The sequence below is a fragment of the Agrobacterium sp. 33MFTa1.1 genome (assembly GCF_004328495.1).
GTDB lineage: Bacteria > Pseudomonadota > Alphaproteobacteria > Rhizobiales > Rhizobiaceae > Agrobacterium > Agrobacterium pusense.
Genome location: NZ_CP036359.1, coordinates 1,194,893 through 1,220,822, shown reverse-complemented (window position 1 = coordinate 1,220,822; position 25,930 = coordinate 1,194,893). Strand labels below are relative to the sequence as shown.

Here is a 25,930-nt window from a genome sequence, read left to right as displayed (position 1 = left end):
GTTATTGTGGCAGCGGACGGGTTTTCAGATAAGCGATGAGATCGGCGATATCACTCTCGCTCCAGAGGCCGAAAAAGCGCATTGCATTTCCCGGGAGCGCCTTCTTCGGACTGGACAGAAATTTCTGCAACTCCTCCTCCGACCAAACCCTGCCTGCCGCTCCAGCATCCTTCAGCGCCTGTGAATAGTGGCTGTAGTCAGCGATAGATGCGATGGGTCTTCCGACCACGCCCATCAGATGCGGCCCCATGCGGGTGCGCGGCGCGTCGATGCTGTGGCAGGTGGAGCAGCGGCTGAAAACCTTCTCGCCATGCGCAGCATCGCCTTCGGAGAAAGCGCTCGACGCCGGGAGGAGGATGAATGCGACCGCGGCCGCGACTTTTTTGATCGGGGACATCATACCCCTGATAATACAACGCCCTCTGCGTCTGACAACGAAGAGGGCGTGTTTTGTCATGCGACCTAATGCCCGGCTCTAGCCTCCGGGCATCAGCCGGATCAGTTCATGGCCGTCAGCGTCACCGAGGTGCCGGTGGCGGCGAGGTTAAGGCCAACCTGGCCGGTCACGCTCACTGTCTGCAGCTGGATCGAGCCGGAAGTACCGCCGACGAGAACGTTCGTGCCAACGCCGAGACCGACGGTGACTTCAGCCGTTGCGCCCTGATAGAGGCCGCCGAGCGAACCCCGGTGGTAACCGGCGGTCGGGGCGAAAACGGCCCAGACCAGACGGCCCTGCGTGGTGAAACCGAGGTCAACGCCCATCTTGCGGATAGCGCCGCTATAGTGGTCGGTACGACGTGCGCCGATCGTGGACTGGAAGGTGCAATCCAGTTCCTTGGCCGAGCCGAGAACGTAACCGACGCCGCCGCCGATATCGCAGGTGAGGTAACCGATCTTGACGCCGTTGCGATCGTCCTGCTCCTGCGGAGCCGGCTCGTATCGTGCAAGGTCGGCAGCGAGTGCGGATGCGGTTCCGCCAAGGCCCATCGTCAATGCGGCAAAAGTTACGGCAACAGCCTTTTTCATCTGATTATCTCCTGTTTTATTCCTACCCGCAGCAGCCCTTCTTGCCCTCTCCGGATATTGAATTCCGCACTGTTAACGTTTGTTCCCTGAAATCGATCCAAAACAACTTAATTGGAGGCGATGAAAGCCGAACGGTTAACAATGTCTGATGGCGGTAGGATGCCATTAAGACATTGTTAGGGCGGGAAATGCGTGCGGAATCACCATCAACAGCAAGCGTTGGCGGGCGTGGTTCTGCAGCAACAACATCAGAGCGGCAGGGCCACGGGAAGGCCGGTGGCTGCGTGGGTCATCACGTCCATTCGCACGCCATAGATGCGCTCCAGCGTCTCCGGCGTCATGATCTCTTCCGGCGTTCCCCGGGCAATCAACCGGCCGGAATGCAGCGCGACGATCTCGTCGCAGAAGCGTGCCGCCATGTTGACGTCGTGCAGCACGACGATGACGCCAAGGCCTTTTTCACGCGACAGTCTCTGCACCAGCGAAAGCACCTCGATCTGGTGCGCCAGGTCAAGTGCGGAGATGGGTTCATCGAGAAGCAGGCTTTCGGCATTCTGGGCCACCAGCATGGCAAGCCAGACGCGCTGACGCTCGCCACCCGAAAGCGTATCCACCAGCCGGTCGCGGAAGGCAACGGTATCGGTAAGCTCGATCGCCTCGTCCACTTTTTCCTGATCCGCCTTCGTAAACTGGCCCAGCGCGCCGTGCCAGGGATAACGGCCAAGTGCAACCAGTTCTTTGGCCAGCATGCCGGAAGCGGCCGGCGTATATTGCGGCAGATAGGCGAGCTTTCGCGCAAATTCCCGATTGCCCCAGGCGGCAAGCGCCTTCCCTTCGAAGGACACCCGGCCCGCCGTCGGCTCCTGTATCCGTGCGAGAATCTTCAGCAGCGTGGATTTTCCCGAACCGTTATGGCCGATCAGGCCGATGGTCTTGCCGGTTGCAAAACTGGCCGTCAGCGGCTGCAGCAATGTCCTGCCCGGCAATTCCATGGTGACGCGATCCAGAGAAAAAAGCGGCATATCATCGTAACCGACTGCGGGCGCTGCCTGACCCATGCTTCTCATCTCCATACATCTTTCAAAAAATTCATCATCGCCTGCCTGAAAGCCAGATCAGATAGGGCGCGCCGGCAAGCGCCGCAAAAAATCCGAGCGGCAGTTCATAGGGAAAGGTCACCGTCCGCGCGCCAAGATCGGAAAGCGCCATCAGCACCGCGCCGAACAGGAAGGAGGCGAAGAGATGGTCACGTGGCGTTGTGAAACCGGAGCGCAGCGCAATATGGGGCGCCATCAACCCGACGAAACTCAAGGGACCAACCAGCAGCGAGGCGGCACCGGTGGCAATGCCGGCCACGGCGATGACGGCGGTTCGCGCAGCGCCGAGCGGCAGGCCGAGGGAGAGCGGCACATCCCGCCCAAGCGGCAGGATCGTCAGCCAGCGCGTGACCGATAACGCTCCCGCCAGAAGCACGATGGAAAGAACGGCGAGAAAGATCGCCGAAGCCGGCGTTGCCGTCGAACCCGAGCCGCTGAGCCAGGCGAGAATCTGCCATGCCCGCTGGTCGCCAATGGCAAGCAGCGCCGAAAGCACCGCCGAGCAGAGCGAACTGACGGCAATGCCCGCGAGCAGTATCTTTTCCGGCGGGAGGTGCCTGCGCACGGCGAAGAAGAGCACAAGGATCATGACGACCGCCGAGCCGATGCCGGCGCCGCAAAACAGTTCCAGCAGGCCTGCTGCCGGAAAAATGGTGATGGCGACGGCAAAACCGAGGCCCGCACCGCCGCTGACGCCGATCACCTCCGGGCTCGCCATCGGGTTGCCTGTCAGTCGCTGCAAAAGAGCACCCGCCATCGCGAGAAGACCGCCAGCGGCCATGGCGGCCAGTAGCCGGGGCCAGCGGAACGGCAACAGGCTTTGCAGATCGTCCGCCTTCAGCATTTCCCAGCCATCCGGTCCCTTGCCAACGGCGAGTGCGGCAAACACCAGCACCGCCATGATGGCCAGTGCAGGCAGCAGGGACGTGAGCCGGCGTCTTGTCGCAAGCTCGACGCCTTCACCGCGCTGCACGTCTGTCGGCCGGATTTTCGGCAGGAGCCACAGAAGCAGCGGACCGCCGATCAGGGCCGTCACCGCTCCCGTTGGAAAAACTTCCGCCGTCGTGCTTGCCAGAAGCTGGACCAGACTATCGCAGAACCATAGAAGCAGACCGCCGAGCAGCGGCGAAGCGAACAGAACGGAAGACGAGCGCCGCCCGCCCAGCGCCCGGGTGAGTGCCGGTGCGGCAAGACCGATAAAGCTAACGAGACCGACCGCAGAAGCAACGAAGGCGGCCAGCATGACCGCGACGGCCGCAACCGCGAGCCTGATCGAAAACAGCGATACGCCGAGCGATCGAGCACCAGAATCGCCGAGACCGAGAATCGTCAAAGGCCTTATCAGCAGGCCGGTCAGAACGAGCCCTGCCAGAAGCTGGCAGGTGAGAGACAGGGCGTTCGACCAGTCCTGCTGGCTAAGCGAGCCGCCGTTCCAGACCACCAGAGACATCAGATATTCGCCCTGCGCGAGCGTCAGCGCCGCGGAAACGGAAGCGGCGGTGATGCCGACCAGCAATCCTGACACCACCATGGTCACCGGCTCGAAGGAGCGCCGCCAGCCAAGCAGGAAGACAATACCCGCGGCCGCAGCGGCCCCGGCAAGCGCCACCAGGGCGCGGTTACCGTCCAGAACAGACGGAAAAAACAGGGTGGCGATGACGATGGCCAGTTGCGCGCCGGCCGAGATGCCGAGCGTCGAAGGATCGGCAATCGGATTGCGCAGCAATTGCTGGAAAAGCGCCCCGGACAGACCGAGCATCGCGCCCGCCAGAACGGAAACCGCCACGCGGGGCATCAGGCTGAAGGCGAAAATCACCTGATCCATCGACAGGTCGGCAGCATCGAACGGTGGACTGGGCCATGCGCTGAACGGCAGCCGGAGCAGCCCTGCATGCAGGGAGAGCCCGCAGGCGAGAGCGAACAGCAGCCCCAGGACAATCTGGAGAGGGCGCGCCGTCACAGGGCTTCCCCCCGCACCGAAAGCGCTTCGGTCAGAAGCCGCGCAAAACGCATGCCGGCGGTGATGCCGCCATAGGGGGCGACATTGGCAAGCGTCACAACGCGGTTTTCCCGAACGGCAGGCAGTGCCCGCCAGATTGCGCTGTTGCGCAACGTTTCCCGTGCCTCGACCGGAATATCGGAGACGACGACGATGCGGGCATCCGGCGAGGCCGCGAGGTTTTCAATCGGGACCGGAGCCGCGAAAGTGAATTGCGAACGATCCACCCAGGCATTGGCGAGCCCCAGCCGGCCAAGAACATCCCCGAACATGCTGTCCGCGCCGAAAGCGCGAAAATGTCGCGCGTCGCCGATATTGATCACATAGGTCGGCCGCGCCGCAAATCCGGCGAGGCGGGTCCGCATGGCGTGCAGCGCCGCTTCCGTTTCACCCAGAACCCTGCGCGCCTCTTCGGCCCGCCCGAGCTTTTCACCAAGCGCCGTGACTGCCGCCAGCGCCTTTGCGAAAGGCGGCTCGCCCTTTACGTAAAAGGGCAACGAGAAGACCGGCGCGATAGCTTCAAGCCTGCCGGTGTAGCGGGTGTAGAAGGGCGAGATCAGAATGAGATCGGGTCGGGTCAGTTGCAGGAGCTCGAAATTCGGAGCGCCGCGCAGGCCGAGATTGGCGACGGTTTCCGGGATTTCGGGCTCCAGCGCACCCGCCCGGAACTGGATAAGCTCGGTCGCCGCCACCGGCATGACGCCAAGGGCCACGGCTGTTTCGAGCATCGCCCAGTCAATGGCGGCAATGCGCGGGGTCGACTGTGCCCGCGTCGCGCCAGCAAAGGCCGCAGCAGCGAGCAGGGCCAAAAACTCCCGCCGTCCCCAAACGGGAGACATCCATCGATCCTTGCGCGTCATGCCCCTGCTGCTTCACTTAGATGTGGCGTTACCAACGATAGGTCAGCTTGCCCATGACCGTTCTTCCGTCACCGTAATAGCATCCGAAAGTGGAGCAACTAGAAATATATTCTTTATCAGTCAAGTTTTGCACCATAAGCGAGGCGCGGTAGCCGTTCTTCTCGTAATGCACGCCGAGATCGAGCAGGGCGAGCCCCTTCATCTCAAAGGTATTGGCGGCATCGCCATAACGTTTTCCAACGTAACGAACACCGCCGCCGATGCCGAAACCTTCGAGCGCGGTATCTTCCGGGAAGGTGTAATCGAGCCAAAGGCTGGCGGCGTGCCGGGGGGTGCTATCAAGCTCGTTCCCATTATTCACACGGCCGGAGACCTCGCTGTCCATGTAGGTATAGGCCGCGCGCAGGTCGAGCCCGTCGACAAGGCTTGCAACGCCTTCAAGCTCTAGGCCTTTCACGTGCGCCTCATCCATCTGCTGCGTCACGCCACCCACCGTCGTTGTGACGTTCTTCTGTTTCAGATCGTAGATCGCCGCCGAAAAGAAACCGTCGAAACCTTCCGGCTGGTATTTGACACCCGCTTCCCATTGTTCACCGGTGGTCGGTTTTGGCGCATCACCGACAGCCGGCTGCGGCACCGGCTCGAAGGAGGTTGCATAGCTGACATAGGGCGCGATCCCGCCATCAAACAGATAGCTGACGCCGACACGGCCGGTCAGCTTGTGGTCATCCTTGTCGAGCGTGCGATAGGTGGTGCCATTGAAGGTCGTGCCGCTGGTGCTTGCCCAGTCCTGCCGCAGGCCGGCAGTGATGCGCCAGTTCTCGATCGCCATCTCGTCCTGCGCATAAAGGCCGATCTGGGAAATATCGGTCTTCACATCGGCATAAAGCGTGCGCGAGGTAAGGCTGATCGGCCCGCCATAAACAGGATTGACGGGATTGAGCGGCGTTGCGGCCCAGAACTCGGTTTTGACGTTATTGTCGAAATAGCGGTAATCCAGCCCGACAAGCAGGGTATGATCGATCGGCCCCGTGGAAAAATCCGCCTGGAGGCTGTTGTCGATGTTGAAGGTGTTCAGCAGCTCGTCCTGGAACGTCGCATTGCGACGGATGAGATTGCCTATCATGCCACCGCTGGTCGAAGACATGCCGAGCGCGCGGTAGGACCAGTCGAAATTGGAATAACGCGCATTCTGACGGAAGGTGAAGGTCTCATCGAAGCGGTGTTCGAATTCATAACCGATATTGGTGAACTTGCGGTTTGATGTATCGAAGGACGGATCACCGACATAAAAGCTGCGGTCCAGCATATTGCCGGGTCTGAAATAGGTCAGCGCCGGCGGCAAACCGGAGGGCGAACTCGGATTGTCGTGCTGATAGGAGGCAAGAACAGTCAGCTTCGTATCCTCGTCCGGCTGCCATGTGAGAGCCGGCGCGATGAAATAACGGTCGTTCTGCAAATTGTCCGTTTGGGCATGGGCGTTGCGCGCAAGGCCGGTCAGGCGATAGGCGAAACTGTCGCTATCCGCCACCGGGCCGCCAATATCGAACATCGACTGATAATAATCGAAGCTGCCGATCTGCGCACCGACTTCACCGAACCGTTCGAAGGTCGGCCGTTTGCTGCTGAGATTGATAAGGCCGCCGGGATTGCCCTGCCCGTAGAGCACGGAAGCGGGCCCGCGAATGACCTCCACGCGCTCCAGACCGTAGACCTCAAAAGAAGGCGCACCGGCCGTCCGCATCAACCGCAGACCATTGAGGAACTGCAGCTGATTCCCCTGAAAGCCGCGAATGCGCGGCGCATCGAAACGCGGATCGGCGCCGAACGGCTGCGCAACCACCCCCGGGACGTAATTCAGCGCCTCGCCGAGATTGCGGACATCCTGCGCATCCATCTGATCTCTGGTGATGACGGATACCGATTGCGGCGTCTCGATCAGGGATCGCCCTGTCTTGGTGGCGCTGGCGCTGGTTTTTGCCACATAACCCTTCACGGGCGCCTTGGGGTCCTGATTTTTCGCGCCGTCGACGGTGATGGTCTGCAGCACCGTGGTTCCGGCGTCCTGTGCAAGGGCAGAAGCCGGGGCCAGGAACGCCACATAAGCAATGGCGGCGCAGCCACCAGCCAGAATGGAAATGTGTTTGGTTTTTCCCTGCACGCCAAAATCCCTCGTCACCCGCACCAGCCATAGGCAGTCATTTACTGGAGAATTAAAGTCATCTTATTACGCAAGGTGTGGATTTCGATCCAATAAGTGAAACTGGATTTTTTCATAATTTTTGATTATGAAATCTCTCTCCATAATAGTTTGGAATTATTCAAAACCTGCCAAAAAAGGCGCTGACAATGGGCAGAAAACCGGCGAACCGGGCTGACGCGTTCGAGCTGCGGCATCTGCGCTATTTCACCACGCTGGTGGACGAGCGCAACTTCGAGCGCGCCGCTGCCCGCCTCGGCATTGCCCAGCCGGGTTTGAGCCAGCAGATCATGGCGCTTGAACAGATCGTCGGCATGCCGTTGCTTGATCGCACAAGGCGGTCGGTGAAGCTCACCATGCCCGGCCAGCTTCTTTACGAGGATGCCCGGAAAATCCTTTCGAATGCCGAGGCGACGCTTGCAACGCTGAAGCGTGTCGGCCGCGGCGAAACCGGGCGCATCTCCATCGGTTATGTCGCCTCCGCCGCCTATTCCGGGTTGATGATACAGTCGATCGCCAGTTTCCGCGCCTCCCATCCCGATGTGGAGCTGCAATTGATCGAGATGGAAATGCGGCTGCAACTGGCCAGGATTGCCGACGGCAATCTGGATTTCGCCTTTATCCGCCCGCCCGCCCCTGTTCCGGAAGGTGTGACAACCCACGTGGTGTTGCGGGAGCCCTTGATGGCAGCGCTGCCGGAAAACCATCCTTTGGCTTTTGCCCCGCAGGTCGATCTGAAAAATCTTTCCGGTGAAACCTTCATCACGCCGCGACAGCCGCCGGATGTCGGCTTTCATTACAACACCATCGAGGCCTGCAACGAAGCCGGGTTCCAGCCGGCAATCAGCCCGGAAGGCAGGGACTACACGACCATTGTCAGCATGGTGGCCATTGGCCTTGGCGTTGCGCTGGTGCCGCGCTCGCTTGATTGCCTGCGGTTGCCCGGCGTGCGCTATGTGCCGCTTGCGGCAAGCGCCACGACGTCGGACCTCGCCATCGCCCACCGGAAAACCGAAGCCTCCCCCGCCGTCAGGGCCTTCATTCTCCACGCCCGCAATTGAGCCGCGTGGAGGGAAATATCCGTGTCGCACCTTGTTCGCCGGGGACGAAAAATCGGCCGCCCTCCGTCGCGCGGCATTGATCGAGCGACGACGGTGCGCCGCAACGCCCGGAATTGCCGGGCAGATGGCTGCCTGCCGGACGTCGTTCCGGCGACCGGGGTAAAAATCTCCTTCCCCGCATCTCCCCGCCGCCCCGGCCCACTGCATAATCGCGACAGATTTCGATTTATGGGAGACAGCAATGGCTGAGATTTACGACCACTACGCCGCCGGCCTCGAATCACCGGCTTCCCACGCTTTTGACGTCGTTCCGGACGATGCAAAGCCGCTTCCTTGCGCCACACGCGCGATCTATGTGGGCAATGGCGGACATCTTTGCCTGACTGTCCTTTCCGGGGCAACCGTGACCTTCCAGAACCTGCCCGCCGGCAGCCTGCTGCCGGTCCGCGCAACGCGGATATTTTCGACGCGCACCACCGCAACCGGCATTGTCGGGCTCAACTGATGGTCTTTCCGCGGCAACAGCGCCACACACACTATGGAGGCAATGCCATGCAACATGACACTTTCATGACAAGCTTTCAGGTTGATGTCAGCAAAATCCTGCATGCGCCATTGACCGGCCCATGCGGCAAACCGGAAAGGGGGCGTTTGCGCTCGCTTGTCATTGCCGCCGGCCTATCGAAAATTTGGTGGATCTGGCAGTGGCTCTTTTTACCGCGAAAGCGACGGGAACAACAACTTATCGTCCGGAAATCGGCAGCGTGGCGCTGAGCCTGCTGACGGCGGCTTATCTCCTGTTTTTCACGAACCGGACATTCTGGTCGAAGGTTTATACCTATCTTTCCGCCTATCCGGTCGCCATCGTCGCGCTCTATGTTGCCATGATCGCCTTTTTCGGCGCGCTCATCACGATTTTCTCCGCCAAATATCTCCTCAGGCCGTTTCTGATCGTCCTGATCTTCGCGGCGGCGGCGGCGTCCTGGTTCATGGATCGCTACGGTATCGTCATCGACAGCGACATGATCCGCAACGCCATGGAGACGACGCAGGCGGAAGCGGGCAATCTGATCACGCCCGGCTTTCTCTGGCATATGGCGATTTACGGGCTGGTGCCGTCTCTCGTCGTCGTCGCCGTCCGCATCCGGCACCGGCCGATCCTCGACAAGCTTCTGTGGAACACGATCAGCATCCTGGTCTGCCTTGCCATAACCGGCATCATCAGCTTCGCCAACTCCAAGACCTTCACCACCGCCATTCGCCAGCACAAGGATATCGTCAAGAGCGTCAATCCGTTGTCACCGATCATGTCGACGGTGCATTATTTCACGCAGGCCGGCAAGGAAGTCGATATTCAGGTCAGCCCAATCGGCAAGGACGCCAAAGTCCTGCCCGCATTGGGTAACGTGCATAAGCCACGCATTACCGTCATCGTTGCGGGCGAAACTGCCCGCGCGGCGAATTTTTCGCTGAATGGCTACGGGCGGGAAACCAATCCGGAGCTCAAGAAGCGCGATGTGGTCTATTTCCCCAGCACAACGAGCTGTGGCACCGCGACGGCGATTTCCATTCCCTGCATGTTCTCGCAATTCACACGCTCGCAATATAGCCACAAGAAGGCGCTTGCGAATGAAAATGTCATGGATGTCCTCGTCCATGCAGGGGTCAGCGCGACCTGGCTGGACAATAATACCGGTAGCAAGGACGTCGCCGACCGTATCCCCTATTTCGACCTGCCTTCCACCAATGACAGCCGCTTCTGCACCGGCGGGGAATGCCGCGACGACATCTTTTTCGACAAGCTCGACGCCTGGCTCGATAACGTCAAGAAGGATAGTGTCATCGTGCTGCACCAGATGGGCAGCCATGGTCCGACCTACTACCTGCGTTACACCGACGAGTTCCGCAAGTTCACGCCGGACTGCCGCACCGCCGAGCTTGGCAATTGCAGCGACGCCGAAATCGTCAACTCCTACGACAACACGCTTCTTTATACCGACCACTTCCTCTCGACCGTGATCGACAAGCTGAAGGCGCGTTCCGACAAGCTGGCAACAGGCATGATCTACGCCTCGGACCACGGCGAGTCGCTTGGCGAAAACGGCGTCTACCTGCATGGCGCGCCCTATCTCCTCGCGCCCGACCAGCAGACCCATGTGCCGTTTCTCGTGTGGTTCGATGACGATTTTGCCAAATCCATGGGACTGGACAAGGCCTGCCTTGCGAAAAGCGCGGCAGAGGGCGGGCGCTCGCACGACAATTATTTCCACAGCATCCTTGGAATGATGAACGTCTCCACCTCGGTCTACGATCCCTCGCTCGATGTCTTCAGCGGCTGTACCCAACGCCGGACGAGCTGAACAGACAGTGCTTGACGCTTATCCGGAGAACAAGATACGCAAGACGACGCGATAGAGGGAGCTGTCTTGCGGGTTCTGCTTGTTGAAGACGATCATGTGCTGGGGGAGGCGCTGCGGGACCATGTGGCCGCGGCGGGTCACGCTGTCGACTGGTTCAAGACGCTGGGCGACGCCATGGCGGCGACGCTGACGATGGGTTACGGCCTGATCCTGCTCGACATGCGACTGCCTGACGGCGAGGGCATCACCCTTCTGCAAAGCCTGCGCAAGCGCGACGACGCCACGCCGGTCATCATTCTGACGGCGCATGACCAGGTCTCCGACCGGATTGCCGGGCTCAATGCCGGCGCGGACGATTATCTGGTCAAGCCTTTCGATCTCAACGAACTTTCAGCACGCATGCTGGCGGTCTCGCGTCGTTACGAGGGGCGTTCCGCCCCCGTCATCCGCCTGCCCGGCATCGAGATCAACCAGGTAGCGCGCAACATCACGGTCGATGGCACGGCGCAGACGCTCAGCGCCCGCGAATGGGCCGTGCTGGAGAAACTGGTCGAGCATCCCGGCGCAGTCGTCTCGAAAGCGCAGCTGCACGATACCCTGTACGAATTCGGCGCGGAAATAGAGAGCAACACGGTCGAAGTCTATATCAGCCGGCTGCGCAAGAAAATCGGCCATGACCGCGTCGAGACGGTGCGTGGCGTTGGCTACACGATCAAATAGACGAACCCCAGGCAGATACAGATGGCCAGACCGACCAGCATGACCCGCAAACTCGTGATGGCGCTGACCAGCGTTGTCGCCATATCATGGCTTCTCGCCTGCGGTTTGGGCGTCATGGTGATGCAGGACGAGTTCGCTGAGATTTTCGATGCCGGTCTCGAGGAAACCGCGGAAAGACTGCTGCCGCTTCTGCTCGACGACCTGCGTGAGAACAATACCGCGCCGGCCTCGCAGAAGCTCAACCAGTCGGCGGAGGGAGCGGAATATCTGACCTATCAGGTTCGCGACCGAGAAGGCCAGGTCGTGCTGCATTCGCATGACAGTTCGACGGAGCCTTTCGAAGTCTCTCTCGACCCCGGTTTTTCAGAAACATCGTCGCAGCGCATCTTCACGGTCGCCTCACCCGACGGCAACTATTTCCTGCAGGTCGCCGATGCATTCGCAAATCGCCGCGAGGCAATCGTGGAGGCAGGCACCGCGCTGGTGTTGCCCGTGCTCATTCTCATTCCTGCCAGCATTTTTGCGGTCATCCTCGTCGTGCGGCGAACGCTTCAGCCGGTGCAAACCTTACGCGACGAAATCGGCAAGAAGGACGGCGGCAATCTCGCTCCGCTTGCAACTCAACCCTTCCCGCCCGAACTGCACCCCATTGCGCGATCGGTCAACCTGCTGCTTGGGCGGCTGCGCTCGACAATCGAGGCGGAGCGGGAATTCACCGCCAATAGCGCCCATGAATTGCGAACCCCGATTGCCGGTGCGCTGGCGCAGGCGCAGCGGCTGCACGCCGATATCCCCCCGGAGCTTGCGCCACGCGTTGAAAACATCGAAAAATCCCTGCAGCACCTCGCCCACCTCGCTGAGAAACTGCTTCAGATGTCCCGGGCTGAAGCCAGGATCGGGCTCACGGATAAGACAAGCGATCTCATCCCCGTGCTCGAACTCGTTATCGACGATATGAGCAGGACGGCGATAGGGGCGTCTCGCATCCGCTTCACCAATCGCTGTGAAGGCGCCCTGTCCGGCAGGATCGGTCCGGATGCCTTCGGTATCATCATCCGCAACCTTCTCGAAAATGCGTTGATTCACAGCCCGCCGAAAAGCCCCGTGCAGGTGATTGCGGAAACAGATGGCGCGATCCGCGTCGTAAATGCCGGGCCGACCGTCGATCCGGTGTTGTTGCCCAAGCTGACGACACGTTTCACCAGAGGCCATTCTACGGCTGACGGCACCGGGCTCGGTCTGGCTATCGTCAAAAGCCTGGTGGAACAGACCGGCGGAAAACTGGTGCTTTCCTCTCCCGCAGAAGGTCAGCAGGACGGTTTTGAAGCCCGCGTGATCATTCCCAGCGAAGCCGCCTGAACGCAAAAAAGAAAAAGCCCCGCCGGGAGGACGGGGCTTTGCTGGTTTTTGGTGTAAGCCGATCAGTCTTCGTGGATATGGCTGTGGTCGCGCGTGTCGCGCATCTTCACGTAAACCACCAGCGACAACGCGATCATGATCGTCACATACCAGAAGAACCAGTTCTCGTGGCCGATCTGCTTGAACTTCAAGGCTACGAATTCAGCCGTTCCGCCGAATATGGTGTTTGCCAGCGCATAAGGTAACGCCACGCCGAGCGCGCGAATATGGGCCGGGAACATTTCCGCCTTCACCACCGCATTGATCGAGGTATAGCCGGTGACGATCAGCAGGCCGATCAGCACGAGGCCGAAAGCCATGATCGGATCGGTTGTGGTCGAAAGCGTGCTGAAAATGACATAGGTGAACAGCGTTCCCAGGATGCCGAAGCCCACCATCAGCGGTTTACGGCCGATCTTGTCCGACAGCGCACCGGCAAGCGGCTGACACAGCATGAAGACAAAAAGCGCCGCCGTGGTAATTTCCGTGGCGCTTTCCTTGCTGAAGCCCGAGGTGTTGACGAGGAACTTCTGCAGATAGGTGGTGTAGGCGTAAAAGGCGAGCGTGCCGCCTGATGTGAGCGCCATGACCATCAGCGCTTCCCTTGGATAGTGCTTGAACAGCGCCCATCCGCTGGACTTCGGTTTGTCGGCAGCGCCGGTCTTGGCATTTTCGAAGGACTGCGTCTCGACAAGGCCGCGGCGGATATAAAACACCGCAATCGCCAGAAGGCCGCCAATGAAGAAGGGAATGCGCCAGCCCCAGGAGCCGAGCTGTTCCGGCGTCAGGACCCGCTGCAGCACCAGAAGCACCGCCAGCGCCAGAAGCTGGCCGGAAATCAGCGTCACATACTGGAAGCTGGAGAAGAAACCACGGCGGTTCTTGCCGGCCATTTCGCTGAGGTAAGTCGCGCTTGCGCCATATTCGCCGCCGACGCTGATGCCCTGCAGCAGCCTTGCAAATACCAGAATGGCGGGGGCGGCAATGCCAATCGTTTCGTGGCCGGGCGTAATCGCGATCAGCAGCGAACCGAGACACATCAAGGTGACGGACAGGGTCAGACCCGCCTTGCGGCCCTTGCGGTCTGCATAGGTGCCCATGAACCAGGCCCCGATGGGCCGCATCAGAAATCCGACGGCAAAAACGGCAGCGGCACTCAAGAGTTCAGCCGTCTGATTGCCCGAGGGGAAGAACACCGGCGCGAAATAAAGAGTGAAAGCCGAATAGACATACCAGTCGTACCATTCGACGAGATTACCCGCCGATCCGCCGATAATGGATTTCAAACGGGTTTTCTGGTCCGGCGCGGCGGCGGGACCATTTGCCATAATATTCACGGGTTGACTCCAATTCATCTTCGTCTGGAGATGGAAGGGCGAACGGAAGGTGTGATAATTTGTCGCTCCTGTCGAGGGTATATACCCGCCATGCTGCGATGCGCAAGTTTATACCGCGTTGCAATATTGCTGAAAAAGCAGCCGTGGCGTCTGAAAGACTTCCTCCTCCCCGGCATTTTCGCCACCCGTTTTTATCACGATTGCTGGGCAGAAACCATCGAAGGAAAACTGGACGACCTTGAACCGCCTTGTAAGCCGCGCCAGCTCAAACTAAAATATATCAATGATTTACGACATATCCGACATCCAGCTCGAAAAGCTCCTCATCGCCGCCGCCCGCGCGGGCGAAGCGCTGGCGCGGCTGGACGAGCGGATAAGCAGATCGCCGATGAAACAGGGCTTCATCGAAAGGCAGGATTTCACCGACGCCATCTCCTCCATGTGGGTGGACGGCGAACTCGTGCACATGGAAGACCTCGTGTTGCATGACGCCCATATGGATGTGCGTGCGCCAAGCCATGAAATGACGGCGGCACACCGAATCCTCCGCTCGCGGCGGCTGATCTTTGCCAATGCGGCCGGCTGGGCTTTCACTGCACCGGGTCTTTCCCGGCTGCGCGGCAGGGCGTCGCCCGCCGCCGAAGAGATGCTGCCCGCACGGCAGACCGCCGATCAGCCTGCGGGTGAGGAGGCACATGAGGCTGAGACATCGCTGGACGGCGCTTTTTCCGAACTCGACGCCCTTCTGGCGCGAAGCGCAGCCACGCTCGATGCGATCACCACGGGAAACGCGCTTCCGTCGATACACAGGGAGGAAAGCCATGCGCTCATCAACGAGCCTGACTGGGACGAAGACGAACGGCTGAAAGAATGGTGGGACGTGCAGTCGCGGACGGAGGAACTGCCGGCAATTCTGCGCACCGCCATCCTGCTTGATTCCTGGAACATGATAGAGGTGCTCCAGCGCAGCCCCTGGCTTGGGCGGCTTCTGGCCTCGGCTTTTCTGCGCGATGGCGCCATCACGCCCGATCACCTGCCGGCCCTGAGCGCCGGTCTTCGTGCCATCCCGAGGGAGCGGCGGCACGCCAGGAACCAGACACAGCGCATCCTCGCACTTCTCGACAGTTTTTATGAGGCGGCGCTGGCCAGCATGAAGGAACACGACCGGCTGAGCCATGCGCGGGAGCGGATGATGCGCAAGTTGGCCGGCCGCCGTTCCTCTTCGCGATTGCCCGAACTCGTCGAGCTGGTCGTCTCCCGCCCCGTGGTCTCGGCAGCCATGATCGTGAAGGAACTCGGCACCACGCCACAGGGCGCAATCGGCCTCGCCAACCAGCTGGAATTGCGGGAGGTTACCGGTCGTGGCCGTTTCCGCGCCTGGGGCATGCTGTAGCGGCCCCTTGCAGACGATCCGGAAGGTAAAAAGGACCGTTTCGCAGCCGCTTTCGCATGGAAACGTGCCTCGTCAATTCGGCGATCACGAATCTTAACAAAATTTAACTATTGCGTAGGTCAACGAAGCGGCTATGTTCCTCGCTGCGTTGCAACACCGATTTCTTCTCCGGCAACGCGGTCGCATTCGGCCCGGCAACTTTTCTCTGCCGCCCGCATTTAAGTGTCCATCATCAGGGAGATGCAATAATGACAATTTCAGTTTCACAACCCGATTCCGATCACGAAACCGATGCTCCTTTCGCCAAAAAGGTCCTGGCAGCGCGTAATCTTGCCGGCTATACGATCGAGCAGCTAGCCGTGACCTGTGGCCTCACCACGAGCGAAATACGTGCCCTGGAAGACGGCACGGACAGCGACCCCCTGCGCATCCGGCGTGTTGCCGCCGCGCTGCATATTCCGGTCGAAACCGTTATCTGATCTTTCCTATCGATCACGAAAAATCTCAGCGCCGCCGGGAAGATGTTCCCGGGAACATCGAGGCGGCGCACGCAGCCCGGAGGCTGCCGATTCTTTCGGAACATTTTCCGCATCCGCTCCCTTAACATTTTCGTTATCCGGCACCACATGCAATTCGCGAGCGGGGACGTTCAGCGACATTCGACATGTATCCCGCCCGCCGAGAGCAGCAACAACCTCCGGAATCCTGCCATGACATTTACGCTCGACACCGAAGAACGGGTTTCTTCAGCATTGGCTGAATTGTGGCCGGCGGAGAAAACCGAGACTCTCGACTGGCTGGTCACCGGCACCAAGGACGAACGCTTCATCGACGAAATCTTCGTGGAGCTTTGCAACCGCTTGCGGGCAAGCGGAATTTCGGTGGCGCGCGGCGTTCTGGCTTTCCGTATCCGCCATCCGCAATGGCTGGGCGCGCGGATTTTATGGAAAGCCGGCATGTCCGAAGCCGAGATCGTCACTTATGGCTACGGCTCGGAAAACACCCCCGAATATCTCAACAGCCCGATCAGGGACATTCACCAGGGCGCCAGCGAAATCCGGCATCGCCTGAACGTCGACGCCATCGACGAAACAGGTTACACGATCTATGAGGAGCTGCGGTCGGAAGGGCTGACGGATTATTGCGCCTGGCCTATTGAGCACACGTTTGGCAAACGCCACGTCGCATCATTTTCCAGCGATCGCCCCGGCGGCTTTTCCGACGAAGAGATCGTCGCGCTGAAAAACCTCCTGCCCGCGCTCGCGCTGGTGAGCGAGATACGCCTGAAGAACAGGATGACACGCACCCTTCTGGAAACCTATGTGGGACCACATGCGGGCGAAAAGATCCTGAACGGCGCCACGACACGCGGCAGCGGCATGACGGTGGGAGCAGCAATCCTGATCTGCGACCTGCGCAATTTTACCCATATTTCCGATCTATGGCCGCGTGACGATGTGATCGAGCTTCTGAACGGTTATTTCGACGCCATGTGTGATCCGATCGAGGAATTTGGCGGGGAAATCCTGAAATTCATGGGCGACGGGCTGCTGGCGATCTTCCCGCTCAGCAACCCGGATGCTTGCGGAAACCTCCTGAAGGCCATTGCCAGGGCGCAACGGAGCCTGATCGCACTCAATGAGATCAACCGGCAAAAAGGCCATGACCCCTTGGGTTATGGCATCGGCGTTCACGTCGGCGATGTCATGTACGGCAATATCGGCTCGAAAACCCGGCTCGATTTCACCGTCATCGGACCCGCCGTCAACATCGCATCGCGGCTTGAGACGCTGACCAAGGAAACAGGGCGCAACGTTCTCTTCTCCGAAGAATTCGTGCGCATGGCTGGCAACGAGACCGGGTTCGAAAGTCTGGGCCCTTGGCTGTTGCGCGGCCTCGAAACCCCGGTCGAAGTTTACGCTCTTCCGCAAAATCCCGCATCGGCGCCCGTCGCCGCCTGATGGGCTGCGCCTGCTGCCCAGCTTGTAACGGCCCATTTTAAGCCGAACGGCATCTCCCCGACACCCTCCGGAACCGTGATTTCGGCTACCCTGCGCGACGTCAAATCGCTTGACACGCCATGCCTGTCGATCTAGCAAAATGGAACATATATTCTATATCGAAACATTGTTTGCATTCATATTCTGCCTGTCCGGGAGTGACGGGCGGACGCGTGAAGGAACCGGAGGAAAAATGGTTACGAAATTGGCCCTGCTTGGCGCCGGACGGATCGGCAAGGTCCATGCAAAGGCGATCACCACCGACAGCCGCGCGCAGCTGGTGGCTGTCGTGGACGCCATGGCCGGCGCTGCGGAAGCAATCGCGCGGGAGGCCCACTGCATGGTCAGCACGATCGAGGAGGTTCTGGCCGACGAAACGATCGACGCGGTCATCATCTGCACGCCGACCAACACCCATGCGGATCTGATCGAGCGTTTCGCCCGCGCCGGCAAGGCGATCTTCTGCGAAAAGCCCGTTGATCTCGATGTTGCCCGCGCGGAAGCCTGCGCCAAGGTGGTGGAAGAGACCGGTGCGAAGGTCATGCTCGGTTTCAACCGGCGTTTCGACCCGCATTTTCAGGCTGTTCACAAGGCGATCGACGACGGCCGCATCGGCAAGGTCGAAATGGTGACAATCACCAGTCGCGATCCCGGCCCGCCCCCGGCCGAATATATCAAGGTTTCCGGCGGCATTTTCCGCGACATGACCATTCATGATTTCGACATGGCCCGTTTCCTGCTCGGTGAGGAAGTGGAAAGCGTGTTCGCCACCGGTTCCGTTCTGGTCAATCCGGAGATCGGCGCACTCGGTGATTTCGACAGCGCCAGCATCGTTCTGACGACGAAAAGCGGCAGGCAGGCGATTATTTCAAACTCTCGCCGCGCGACCTATGGTTACGACCAGCGCATCGAGGTACACGGTTCGCTCGGTTCGGCAGCGGCCGAAAACCAGCGCCCGGTTTCCATCGAAATCGCCAATGCGGATGGCTACACCCGGCCACCGCTGCATGATTTCTTCATGACGCGTTACACGGCAGCCTATGCTGCGGAAATCACTGCTTTCATTGACAGCATTGAAAATAACACCGCGCCCTCTCCATCCATCAAGGACGGTTTGATCGCGCTGAAGCTCGCCGATGCGGCGCTGAAATCCGCAACGTCGAAAACGGTCGTGACGATCGCCTGAGGTAGCGGCCGTAGCGCCGCGCGTCCTGCCGAACTCTCTGTCCGCCGCGCAATTGTCGACGGCGGACAGCCGTGCCTTTCCCAAGGCCTCGCCAGCGGGCATATCGGGCACATCGTCCAGATCCACATTGATCCGCGGCGCTCAAATCCACAACAGGCTGCTTCCGGGCTTGCATGGCTGCTATTCGGAAAATAAGGTTGTCTGACAAGGTGCGGCCATAACATATGGCCATATCCATCTCATTCACGCCGAATCCTTTTTTTGCCGGCAAACTCCGGACAGCGGTTTTTCCATGCCATCAGCCAAGACCGGTTTTCTTTATGCGCTTGTCGCCTTCACGATCTTTGCGGCGCAGGATGGCATATCGAAACATCTGGGCAGCGCCTACCCACCGGTCTTCGTCGCCATGTTGCGCTATTGGGCCTTTGCCGTTTTCGTTCTGCTGATGGCGGCAAAGTCTTCAGGCGGCATTCGCGGTGCCGCCATCGCCAATCGCCCCTGGCTGCAGATCAGCCGTGGTGTCCTCCTTGCCATACAGATCGTCTTTTCGATTTTCTCCTTCGCAATCGTCGGCCTTGCCCACAGCCATTCCATCATCGCTTCCGCCCCGCTCATCGTCGCGGCGCTTTCCGTGCCGCTGCTGGGAGAAAAAGTGGGCTGGCGGCGCTGGTGCGCTATTTTTGTCGGTTTCATCGGCGTTCTCGTTATTCTCAAACCCGATGGCGAAGGTTTCGACAAGAGCCTGCTGATCACCTTCGTCGCCGCATTCATGCTGGCGCTTTATGGTGTGCTGACGCGGCTCGGCAGCCGGAGCGATACGGCCATGACAAGCTTCTTTTATACCGGCGTGGCGGGCGCGGCCGCCCTGACGCTGGTTGGCCCGTTTTATTGGGTCAGTCTGGCGCCCCATGACTGGGGATGGATGCTGGCCCTGTGCATTACCGGCATGAGCGGCCATTACTGCCTGATTAAAGCCTTCGAACTGGCGGATGCGGCTTCCGTGCAGCCTTTTTCCTATTACCAGCTCGTGCTCGTCTCCATCATCGGCGTCACCATCTATGGCGAGGTCGTGACTTCCAATATGGTGATCGGCGCGGCCATCGTCATAGCAGCCGGTCTTTTCACCATCTGGCGGGAACACATGACCGCACGGAAGGGTCGCCGGCAAGGCTGATATGCTTGCCGGCCGGAGCCGGCCTAGACGAGAGCCGCCTCGCAGCGCAGCAGCATGCCGAAAAGATCCCGCGGCTCATCCGGATCCGCCAGCAGGTCCAACTCCGTATAGAGCCCGGTGGACGGCAGTTTTGAGCGTACATAACGCAGCGCCGAAAAATCTTCAGTCGCGAAACCCACGCTGTCGAACAGTGTGATCTGCCTGTCGTTTGCCCGGCCTTGCTGTTCACCCGTTATGACCCGCCACAGCTCGGTAACGGGGTAATCCGGAGGCAATTGCTGAATTTCGCCCTCAATACGCGTCTGCGGCGGATATTCGACAAAAATGTCGGATCGCAACAGAATATCCCGGTGCAATTCCGTCTTGCCGGGACAATCCCCGCCAACAGCGTTGATGTGGATGCCGGGGCCGACCATGTTGTCAGTCAGGATCGTCGCATATTGCTTGTCGGCAGTGACCGTCGTGACGATATCCGCGCCTTCCACCACTTCTTCCGCACTGTCGCAGATCTTGATGGCAAAGCCCTGCCCGGCGAGATTGCGGGCGCATTTCTCGCTGGCGGAGCGGTCGATGTCAAACAGCCGCAACGTATCGATGCCGAGAATGGCCTTGAACGCCCGCGCCTGGAATTCGCTCTGTGCGCCATTGCCGATAATGGCCATGGAACGGGCGTTTTGGCGGGCGAGATATTTCGCCGCGACGGCGGAGGTGGCGGCAGTGCGCAGCGCGGTCAGGATCGTCATTTCGGTCAGAAGCAGCGGATAACCATTGCCGACATCGGAAAGCACGCCGAAGGCCGTCACGGTCTGGCGGCCTTCCTTCATGTTCTTCGGGTGGCCGTTGACATATTTGAAGCCGTAAAGCGTGCCATCGCTGGTCGGCATCAGCTCGATGACACCCTCCGTCGAATGGGAGGCGATGCGCGGGGTCTTGTCGAAGCTTTGCCAGCGACGGAAATCCTCCTCCACCACATCGGCGAGCTCACGCAGGAACGTGTCGATGCCCACCTTGAGCACCAGCTTCATCATGTGATCGACGCTGACGAAAGGCACGATATTGAGGTTTGGTATCACGGTCATCACATCACCCCTTTCAGCCGGCCCGCGTCGGACGGTCCATGACCCGCTTGCCCATCAGGCTGGTGGCAAGATCCACCATCAGCGTCGCGGTCCTGCCGCGCTCATCGAGAAACGGATTGAGTTCCACGAGATCGAGGCTGCAGACCAGCCCGCTGTCATGCAGCATCTCCATGACAAGATGGGCTTCGCGGAATGTCGCGCCGCCCGGCACCGTGGTGCCGACAGCCGGTGCGATGGACGGCTCCAGAAAATCGACATCGAGGCTGACATGCAAAAGCCCGTTTGCCGCCTGAACCCGCGCTAGGAATTCACGCAGCAGCACGGCAACGCCATGCTCGTCAATCGAACGCATGTCGTGAACGGTGATGCCGCTTTTTTCCAGAGCGGCCCTCTCGGCAGGGTCGACGCTGCGGATGCCGATCATGCCGATATTCTCTTCCGGAACAGCATGGGAAAGCGGCGGGAAATAACCGGAAAAACCGTCACGCCCGCTGAAATAGGCGACCGGCGTGCCATGCAGATTGCCGCTGCGTGTGGTTTCAAGGGTGTGATAATCTGTATGAGCATCGAGCCAGAGGACGAAGAATGGCCGACCCGTCTCAGCCACGCGGCGCGCCATGCCGGCAACCGTCCCCGCCGAAATCGCATGGTCGCCGCCGAGGAAGATCGGCACGGCGTCCGCGCTTCCGCGATAGGCCGCTTCCGTCAGCGCCTCTGTCCAGGCCACTGTCTCGGAAAGATGGTGTACGGCAGGATTCGGATGGCAAAATTCCCGAAGCGGCGCGGGCATCACATTGCCCGTATCCACCACCCGATGCCCCAGCTCTTCGAGGGCATGGGCAAGCCCCGCGACGCGATAGGCGCTCGGCCCCATTTCGCATCCCAATTGCCCGGCCCCGATCTGCAACGGCGCACCAACAAGCCTGATATCCATTCCCGTCCTCATTTTCCCGACCGATAACTCCACTAGACCACGGAAACATGGCAGAACGAACATCAAAGATTGGCAATATTATCGAAATAAGCTACCGTTTTGGTAAAATCATTTTATCGAAATGGCAGGTATGGACAAACTCGACGAACGCCTCATCACCCTTCTTCGGCATAATGGCCGGCGCAGCATCTCCGACCTGGCCGTGGAGACTGAAACCTCGCGCGCGACGGTTCGCTCGCGCGTCGAAAGAATGGAAAATGACGGTACGATCATCGGTTATACCGTTATCCTGCGCGCCGACGCCGTTGAAGCCGCAATCCGCGGCATCATGATGATCGAGATCGAAGGCCATGTGACGGACCGCGTCATCCGCACGCTCGGCGGCTTTCCGGAAATCTCCGAAATCCACACCACCAACGGCCGCTGGGATCTGATCGTGGAACTGAATGCCGCGACACTTAGCGATTTCGACGCCGTGCTCCGCCGCATCCGCCTCGTGCCCGGGATTACCGGCAGCGAGACCAGCCTGCTGCTCTCCACCCCGCGTTCCACCCGCGCAAGGCTCTGACACAGAGACGAAGCAGGATAAAACGCATTTTTCGATTTTTTCGACTTGCGCCCCGGAATAAATCATCTATATGACGACCCACCAAAGCGAACGCGACAACGCGTTTCAGGCTTTTGGGGAATAGTTCAATGGTAGAACAGCGGACTCTGACTCCGTCGATCTTGGTTCGAATCCAGGTTCCCCAGCCAACACCTTAACTCCCTTTACATCCTCGATTTTTGTCTCGTAGCAGATATCATTCCGACGCTACTCACCCGCGGCCGATATCGCGGCGGCGAGCGCCCTGATGGCTGAGGCGTGGGCCGGTGTACGCGCGCGGGAAAGAAGCACGATGTCAGAGATTGGCAACGGTGGCAGGCCCAGCTCGGGACCGCGATCCGGCAAGCCTCGCGCGCTGATCTCGCCGAGGGCTGCGATGCCTGCGCCGGCAAGCACTCCTTCCAGAAGCGCAGAACAGCTTCCAGCGGTGAATGCATCGCGCCAGGCGACGCCAGCCTTTCCGAGCTCGGCTATCGCAATATCCCGGACACCACACCCCGCCCCAAGAGAGACAAGCGGAACGGCGCTGTTGGTGCGCGGTCGCCAGTCCGGGGCCACACGCCATCCCAGCCTGTCAGTGCGCAGCACTTCGCCATCGGACCCGCCGCCATTGCGACGGATGATTGCGGCATCGGCCAGTCCGGAAGCGAAGTTTTCCTTCACCTGCCGGGAAAAACCCAAGGTCACATCAATCACAGCATTAGCCGGCAGCGACGCGCGCATTGCTCTTATCGCCGCCGAAAGGCGGGTCCCGATCGCGTGATCGCTGGCCGCCAGTGCAAAGTGCAACGGTGGCTCGTCACTGAAGTTCAGCGCATCCTCATGTTTGGCCAGCAGCTCGCGGGCCTTCGGCAGAAACACCTGCCCATCCTCCGTCAGCCGAAGGTGGCGTGGCGAGCGGTCGATCAACCGTCTGCCGAGACGCTGCTCCAGCATCTTCAGCTTCTGGCTGACGACGGGCTGCACGGTTCCCGCAGCCTCGGCCGCCCTAGTCAGGCTGCCCAGTTCAACGGCGAAAATGAAGAGGCGGACGCTTTCAAGGTCAATCATATAAAATCGCTATGAATAGAATATTATTCATTATCTTCTCATTATGATGAAATTTACGCAAGGTGGTTTTCGGCAACAAGGAGAAACACCATGCCCATGATCAAAACCCGCTACACCAAACCTCAAGACGCTGACGATCCGAAGCTGGAAATCGCCGCTCTCCTGTCCCGGTTGACTGCGGACATCCTGCACAAAGACCCGGCGGTTACCGCCGTTCTCGTCGAAAGTGCCGATCCCGCCGACTGGATCATCGCCGGATCGAGCGTCGCCGAACAGAAGGTCGGCACATTTTATGTCGAGGTTTCGATTACCGATCACACAAACATCAAGGACGAGACGACCGAATGGGTACGCCGTGTTTATGAAGAGATGAACAGGCTGCTTGGCCCCGTGCACGAAGCAAGCTATGTGCTGGTTCACGCCGTGGATGGCGACACCTATGGTTATGGCGGGCAAACGCAGAACCTGCGGTGGGCGCGCAAGCACGCATGATGGGGGCGGGTTAATAAGAAAAGCCCGCGGAGCAGTGGAACGAGATGGTACTCTATGAACTGGCCGCCGTGGGCGCTGCAACCTGCTGGGCGATAACGGGACTGCTCGCCGCCCGCCCGGCGGGGCATCTTGGTGCGCTTGCCTTCAACAGGACAAGGCAGCTTTTTGTCGCCTCGGTGCTCGGTCTTTACGTCCTCGCTTCAGGAACCTGGCGGGACCTGCAACCGGATGCGCTGTGGGCGCTGTTGCTTTCCGGCTTCATCGGCATCTTCGTTGGCGACACGCTGCTTTTCACCTGCCTCAACCGGCTGGGGCCACGCCGCTCCGGAATCCTGTTTGCGCTCAACGCTCCCATCTCCGCCGTGCTTGGCTGGGCTGTTCTCGGGGAACAGCTTTCCGTGACAGCCATAGCCGGTATAGGCCTCACCCTTGCGGGCGTTCTGCTGGCCATCCTTTTCGGCAAGCGCAAGTCGCAGCTGCACGCATGGGAAAGCGTGAAGGGACCGCTCTGGCTCGGCGTCCTCGTCGGCCTTCTCGCAGCTCTCAGCCAAGCCGTTGGCTCGCTGATCGCGAGGCCTGTGATGGCAGCAGGTATCGATCCCATCGCCGCATCCATGCTGCGGGTGGGCGTCGCCGCAATCTGCCTTACGATGTTGACAATGCTCCCCATCAAGGCCGTAAAACCCAAGGGGCCATTGACGGGCAGCATTTTCCTCCAGACGGCGCTGACCGGCACGATCGCGCTCGGCTTCGGCATGACGCTGCTGCTGTTTGCGCTTTCTGGCGGAAAGGTCGGCATTGTCTCCACACTTTCGGCCACCACGCCGGTCATCATCCTGCCATTGCTCTGGCTTAGAACCGGGGAGCGGCCCGCATCTGGTGCGTGGGTGGGAGCCGCTCTTGTCGTTATCGGCATGGCGCTCGTGTTCTGGCGCTGAAGGCCGCCGCGGGGTTAGATGCGATAAACAACCGCTCCGCCCGTCATGCCCGCGCCGGCTGCCGTCAGAAGCAGATTTTCGCCGCTCGCGAAAGGTCGTCCGCTGTTGGTCATGGACAGCGAAAGCGGGATGGTGGCGGCGGACGAATTGCCGAAGCTTTCTATGGTGCGAACCGTCTTTCCCCGCTCGATACCAAGATTGCCACAGACGGCATCAAACATGCGGGCATTGGCCTGATGCGGTACGAAACGGCCGATATCGGCTGCGGTCAGTTCCGCCTCTTCCAGCACGCGCTGTGAGGTCTCGCTCATCAGCGCCACGGCGCGGGAGAAAACCTCCCGGCCATCGCGCATCGTCATCAGGGCATCTTCGGCGGACATATCAGCGCAAAAGGGCCGGCTGCTGCCGCCTGCCGCAATCTGGATGAGATCGTAACCGCTTCCATCGGCAACGAGATCGGCCGACAACAGCCCGCGTTTCGCCTCAGGGCAAGGGGTGAGCACCACAGCGCCGGCGGCATCGGCAAACAGGACGGCGCTCGCCCTTTCCGCCGGATTGATGCGACGGCTGAGAATATTGGCCGCGACAACAAGGACGGCGCGGCCATGGGTACGGACAAAACCATCCGCGAGGGTGAGCGCATAAAGAAAACCGGAACAGGCGCCAGCAAGATCGATCGCACCGGAGCGCGTCAAACCGAGCCTGCGTGCCAGCAGCGGCGCGGAAGGCGGCAGAAGATGGTCCGGCGTGGAGGTCGCAAGCAGCGTAAGCGCAATGTTATCGGGATCGATCTTGGCATCCGCCAGCGCCATCCGGCCCGCCTTTTCCGCAAGGCCACTCAGCGTGTCGTCCTTCTCTGCCCAATAACGGGAGCGAATGCCGGTGCGCCGTTCGATCCAGCCGGCCTCCAACCCGAGGTTGGCCTCTATTTCGGCATTGCCGACGCAACGGGCAGGAACGGCATGGCCGAAACCAGCCATACGGGAAGAGCGTGTCTGCATTGTCATGACTTTCGCAAC

General features: G+C 60.1%; 24 protein-coding genes and 1 tRNA gene. 14 read left to right on the top strand and 11 right to left on the bottom strand.

What is annotated here, in order from left to right:
- Window position 1: 1 nt before the first annotated feature.
- The 6 genes from EYD00_RS19430 to EYD00_RS19405 form a co-directional block, all read right to left on the bottom strand.
- Window positions 2-400 (bottom strand): c-type cytochrome, encoded by a 399-nt coding sequence (locus tag EYD00_RS19430; RefSeq protein ID WP_006698130.1) that lies wholly within the window; start codon window positions 398-400, stop codon window positions 2-4.
- A gap of 98 nt (window positions 401-498) precedes the next feature.
- Entirely contained in the window at window positions 499-1,026 is a 528-nt protein-coding gene (locus EYD00_RS19425) for a DUF992 domain-containing protein (RefSeq protein WP_004437608.1), read from the bottom strand.
- 248 nt (window positions 1,027-1,274) lie between these two features.
- Window positions 1,275-2,084: an ATP-binding cassette domain-containing protein gene (locus EYD00_RS19420; RefSeq protein ID WP_034500257.1), complete on the bottom strand. Its 810-nt coding sequence runs from the start codon at window positions 2,082-2,084 to the stop codon at window positions 1,275-1,277.
- Window positions 2,085-2,118: 34 nt separating this feature from the next.
- Window positions 2,119-4,083: a Fe(3+)-hydroxamate ABC transporter permease FhuB gene (gene fhuB / locus EYD00_RS19415; RefSeq protein ID WP_034500194.1), complete on the bottom strand. Its 1,965-nt coding sequence runs from the start codon at window positions 4,081-4,083 to the stop codon at window positions 2,119-2,121.
- Window positions 4,080-4,982 (bottom strand): iron-siderophore ABC transporter substrate-binding protein, encoded by a 903-nt coding sequence (locus EYD00_RS19410; protein ID WP_034500191.1) that lies wholly within the window; start codon window positions 4,980-4,982, stop codon window positions 4,080-4,082. Before EYD00_RS19410 ends, fhuB begins: the two co-directional genes overlap by 4 nt.
- Window positions 4,983-5,010: 28 nt before the next feature.
- Entirely contained in the window at window positions 5,011-7,143 is a 2,133-nt protein-coding gene (locus tag EYD00_RS19405) for a TonB-dependent siderophore receptor (protein ID WP_022563409.1), read from the bottom strand.
- A 188-nt stretch (window positions 7,144-7,331) separates the two neighbouring features.
- On the opposite strand from EYD00_RS19405, the gene EYD00_RS19400 reads away from it, so the two are divergent.
- The 5 genes from EYD00_RS19400 (at window position 7,332) to EYD00_RS19380 (ending at window position 12,682) form a co-directional block, all read left to right on the top strand.
- Window positions 7,332-8,243 carry a LysR family transcriptional regulator gene (locus EYD00_RS19400; protein ID WP_004437596.1) on the top strand — a complete coding sequence of 304 codons (912 nt, stop codon included), beginning with the start codon at window positions 7,332-7,334 and terminating at the stop codon, window positions 8,241-8,243.
- 241 nt (window positions 8,244-8,484) lie between these two features.
- Entirely contained in the window at window positions 8,485-8,748 is a 264-nt protein-coding gene (locus tag EYD00_RS19395; protein WP_022563408.1) for a spike base protein, RCAP_Rcc01079 family, read from the top strand.
- A 187-nt stretch (window positions 8,749-8,935) separates the two neighbouring features.
- Window positions 8,936-10,603 (top strand): phosphoethanolamine transferase, encoded by a 1,668-nt coding sequence (locus EYD00_RS19390; protein ID WP_034500189.1) that lies wholly within the window; start codon window positions 8,936-8,938, stop codon window positions 10,601-10,603.
- A gap of 66 nt (window positions 10,604-10,669) precedes the next feature.
- Window positions 10,670-11,323: a response regulator transcription factor gene (locus tag EYD00_RS19385; RefSeq protein ID WP_004437591.1), complete on the top strand. Its 654-nt coding sequence runs from the start codon at window positions 10,670-10,672 to the stop codon at window positions 11,321-11,323.
- A gap of 21 nt (window positions 11,324-11,344) precedes the next feature.
- On the top strand, window positions 11,345-12,682 hold the full coding sequence (locus tag EYD00_RS19380; RefSeq protein ID WP_022563406.1) for a sensor histidine kinase: 1,338 nt from the start codon (window positions 11,345-11,347) through the stop codon (window positions 12,680-12,682).
- Window positions 12,683-12,744: 62 nt separating this feature from the next.
- Here EYD00_RS19380 and EYD00_RS19375 read toward each other — a convergent pair whose 3' ends face one another.
- Complete coding sequence (locus EYD00_RS19375) at window positions 12,745-14,049, bottom strand: MFS transporter (RefSeq protein WP_006698138.1); 1,305 nt, start codon at window positions 14,047-14,049, stop codon at window positions 12,745-12,747.
- Between the two features lie 292 nt (window positions 14,050-14,341).
- Here EYD00_RS19375 and EYD00_RS19370 point away from each other — a divergent pair, with 292 nt between their 5' ends.
- From EYD00_RS19370 to EYD00_RS19345, 5 genes are all read left to right on the top strand, one after another.
- Window positions 14,342-15,451, top strand: coding sequence for an RHE_PE00001 family protein (locus EYD00_RS19370; RefSeq protein ID WP_022563405.1), 1,110 nt, complete (start codon window positions 14,342-14,344; stop codon window positions 15,449-15,451).
- A 248-nt stretch (window positions 15,452-15,699) separates the two neighbouring features.
- The gene (locus EYD00_RS19365) at window positions 15,700-15,930 is read left to right on the top strand and encodes a helix-turn-helix domain-containing protein (protein WP_004437583.1); all 231 of its coding nucleotides are present in this window, start codon (window positions 15,700-15,702) and stop codon (window positions 15,928-15,930) included.
- A 231-nt stretch (window positions 15,931-16,161) separates the two neighbouring features.
- Entirely contained in the window at window positions 16,162-17,412 is a 1,251-nt protein-coding gene (locus tag EYD00_RS19360) for an adenylate/guanylate cyclase domain-containing protein (RefSeq protein WP_022563403.1), read from the top strand.
- Between the two features lie 232 nt (window positions 17,413-17,644).
- Entirely contained in the window at window positions 17,645-18,637 is a 993-nt protein-coding gene (iolG, locus tag EYD00_RS19350) for an inositol 2-dehydrogenase (RefSeq protein ID WP_022563402.1), read from the top strand.
- 292 nt (window positions 18,638-18,929) lie between these two features.
- Window positions 18,930-19,811, top strand: coding sequence for a DMT family transporter (locus EYD00_RS19345; RefSeq protein WP_022563401.1), 882 nt, complete (start codon window positions 18,930-18,932; stop codon window positions 19,809-19,811).
- 23 nt (window positions 19,812-19,834) lie between these two features.
- On the opposite strand, the gene ocd is transcribed toward EYD00_RS19345, so the two are convergent.
- Window positions 19,835-20,890 carry an ornithine cyclodeaminase gene (gene ocd, locus EYD00_RS19340; RefSeq protein WP_034500187.1) on the bottom strand — a complete coding sequence of 352 codons (1,056 nt, stop codon included), beginning with the start codon at window positions 20,888-20,890 and terminating at the stop codon, window positions 19,835-19,837.
- 13 nt (window positions 20,891-20,903) lie between these two features.
- Window positions 20,904-21,824, bottom strand: coding sequence for an arginase (gene rocF, locus EYD00_RS19335; RefSeq protein ID WP_022563399.1), 921 nt, complete (start codon window positions 21,822-21,824; stop codon window positions 20,904-20,906).
- A 130-nt stretch (window positions 21,825-21,954) separates the two neighbouring features.
- On the opposite strand from rocF, the gene EYD00_RS19330 reads away from it, so the two are divergent.
- Window positions 21,955-22,392 carry an Lrp/AsnC family transcriptional regulator gene (locus EYD00_RS19330; protein ID WP_006698144.1) on the top strand — a complete coding sequence of 146 codons (438 nt, stop codon included), beginning with the start codon at window positions 21,955-21,957 and terminating at the stop codon, window positions 22,390-22,392.
- A 114-nt stretch (window positions 22,393-22,506) separates the two neighbouring features.
- Window positions 22,507-22,580, top strand: a tRNA-Gln gene (locus tag EYD00_RS19325).
- A gap of 58 nt (window positions 22,581-22,638) precedes the next feature.
- On the opposite strand, the gene EYD00_RS19320 is transcribed toward EYD00_RS19325, so the two are convergent.
- A complete protein-coding gene (locus EYD00_RS19320) occupies window positions 22,639-23,481 on the bottom strand; it encodes a LysR family transcriptional regulator (protein ID WP_022563397.1) in 843 nt (280 codons plus the stop codon).
- Window positions 23,482-23,571: 90 nt separating this feature from the next.
- Here EYD00_RS19320 and EYD00_RS19315 point away from each other — a divergent pair, with 90 nt between their 5' ends.
- Complete coding sequence (locus tag EYD00_RS19315; RefSeq protein ID WP_034500184.1) at window positions 23,572-23,973, top strand: tautomerase family protein; 402 nt, start codon at window positions 23,572-23,574, stop codon at window positions 23,971-23,973.
- Between the two features lie 44 nt (window positions 23,974-24,017).
- On the top strand, window positions 24,018-24,911 hold the full coding sequence (locus EYD00_RS19310) for a DMT family transporter (RefSeq protein WP_022563395.1): 894 nt from the start codon (window positions 24,018-24,020) through the stop codon (window positions 24,909-24,911).
- A 14-nt stretch (window positions 24,912-24,925) separates the two neighbouring features.
- On the opposite strand, the gene bioZ is transcribed toward EYD00_RS19310, so the two are convergent.
- Window positions 24,926-25,912 (bottom strand): 3-oxopimeloyl-[acyl-carrier-protein] synthase BioZ, encoded by a 987-nt coding sequence (gene bioZ, locus EYD00_RS19305; RefSeq protein WP_034500254.1) that lies wholly within the window; start codon window positions 25,910-25,912, stop codon window positions 24,926-24,928.
- Window positions 25,913-25,930 lie beyond the last annotated feature (18 nt).

Coding starts and splice junctions, on each gene's coding strand:
- EYD00_RS19370 (WP_022563405.1), top strand. CDS start 14,342: ATGATTTACGACATATCCGACATCCAGCTCGAAAAGCTCCTCATCGCC.
- EYD00_RS19315 (WP_034500184.1), top strand. CDS start 23,572: ATGCCCATGATCAAAACCCGCTACACCAAACCTCAAGACGCTGACGAT.
- EYD00_RS19420 (WP_034500257.1), bottom strand. CDS start 2,084: ATGGGTCAGGCAGCGCCCGCAGTCGGTTACGATGATATGCCGCTTTTT.
- ocd (WP_034500187.1), bottom strand. CDS start 20,890: ATGACCGTGATACCAAACCTCAATATCGTGCCTTTCGTCAGCGTCGAT.
- bioZ (WP_034500254.1), bottom strand. CDS start 25,912: ATGCAGACACGCTCTTCCCGTATGGCTGGTTTCGGCCATGCCGTTCCT.
- EYD00_RS19310 (WP_022563395.1), top strand. CDS start 24,018: ATGGTACTCTATGAACTGGCCGCCGTGGGCGCTGCAACCTGCTGGGCG.
- EYD00_RS19410 (WP_034500191.1), bottom strand. CDS start 4,982: ATGACGCGCAAGGATCGATGGATGTCTCCCGTTTGGGGACGGCGGGAG.
- iolG (WP_022563402.1), top strand. CDS start 17,645: ATGGTTACGAAATTGGCCCTGCTTGGCGCCGGACGGATCGGCAAGGTC.
- EYD00_RS19375 (WP_006698138.1), bottom strand. CDS start 14,049: ATGGCAAATGGTCCCGCCGCCGCGCCGGACCAGAAAACCCGTTTGAAA.
- EYD00_RS19430 (WP_006698130.1), bottom strand. CDS start 400: ATGATGTCCCCGATCAAAAAAGTCGCGGCCGCGGTCGCATTCATCCTC.
- EYD00_RS19400 (WP_004437596.1), top strand. CDS start 7,332: ATGGGCAGAAAACCGGCGAACCGGGCTGACGCGTTCGAGCTGCGGCAT.
- EYD00_RS19320 (WP_022563397.1), bottom strand. CDS start 23,481: ATGATTGACCTTGAAAGCGTCCGCCTCTTCATTTTCGCCGTTGAACTG.
- EYD00_RS19395 (WP_022563408.1), top strand. CDS start 8,485: ATGGCTGAGATTTACGACCACTACGCCGCCGGCCTCGAATCACCGGCT.
- EYD00_RS19330 (WP_006698144.1), top strand. CDS start 21,955: ATGGACAAACTCGACGAACGCCTCATCACCCTTCTTCGGCATAATGGC.
- EYD00_RS19345 (WP_022563401.1), top strand. CDS start 18,930: ATGCCATCAGCCAAGACCGGTTTTCTTTATGCGCTTGTCGCCTTCACG.
- rocF (WP_022563399.1), bottom strand. CDS start 21,824: ATGGATATCAGGCTTGTTGGTGCGCCGTTGCAGATCGGGGCCGGGCAA.
- EYD00_RS19380 (WP_022563406.1), top strand. CDS start 11,345: ATGGCCAGACCGACCAGCATGACCCGCAAACTCGTGATGGCGCTGACC.
- EYD00_RS19425 (WP_004437608.1), bottom strand. CDS start 1,026: ATGAAAAAGGCTGTTGCCGTAACTTTTGCCGCATTGACGATGGGCCTT.
- EYD00_RS19365 (WP_004437583.1), top strand. CDS start 15,700: ATGACAATTTCAGTTTCACAACCCGATTCCGATCACGAAACCGATGCT.
- EYD00_RS19360 (WP_022563403.1), top strand. CDS start 16,162: ATGACATTTACGCTCGACACCGAAGAACGGGTTTCTTCAGCATTGGCT.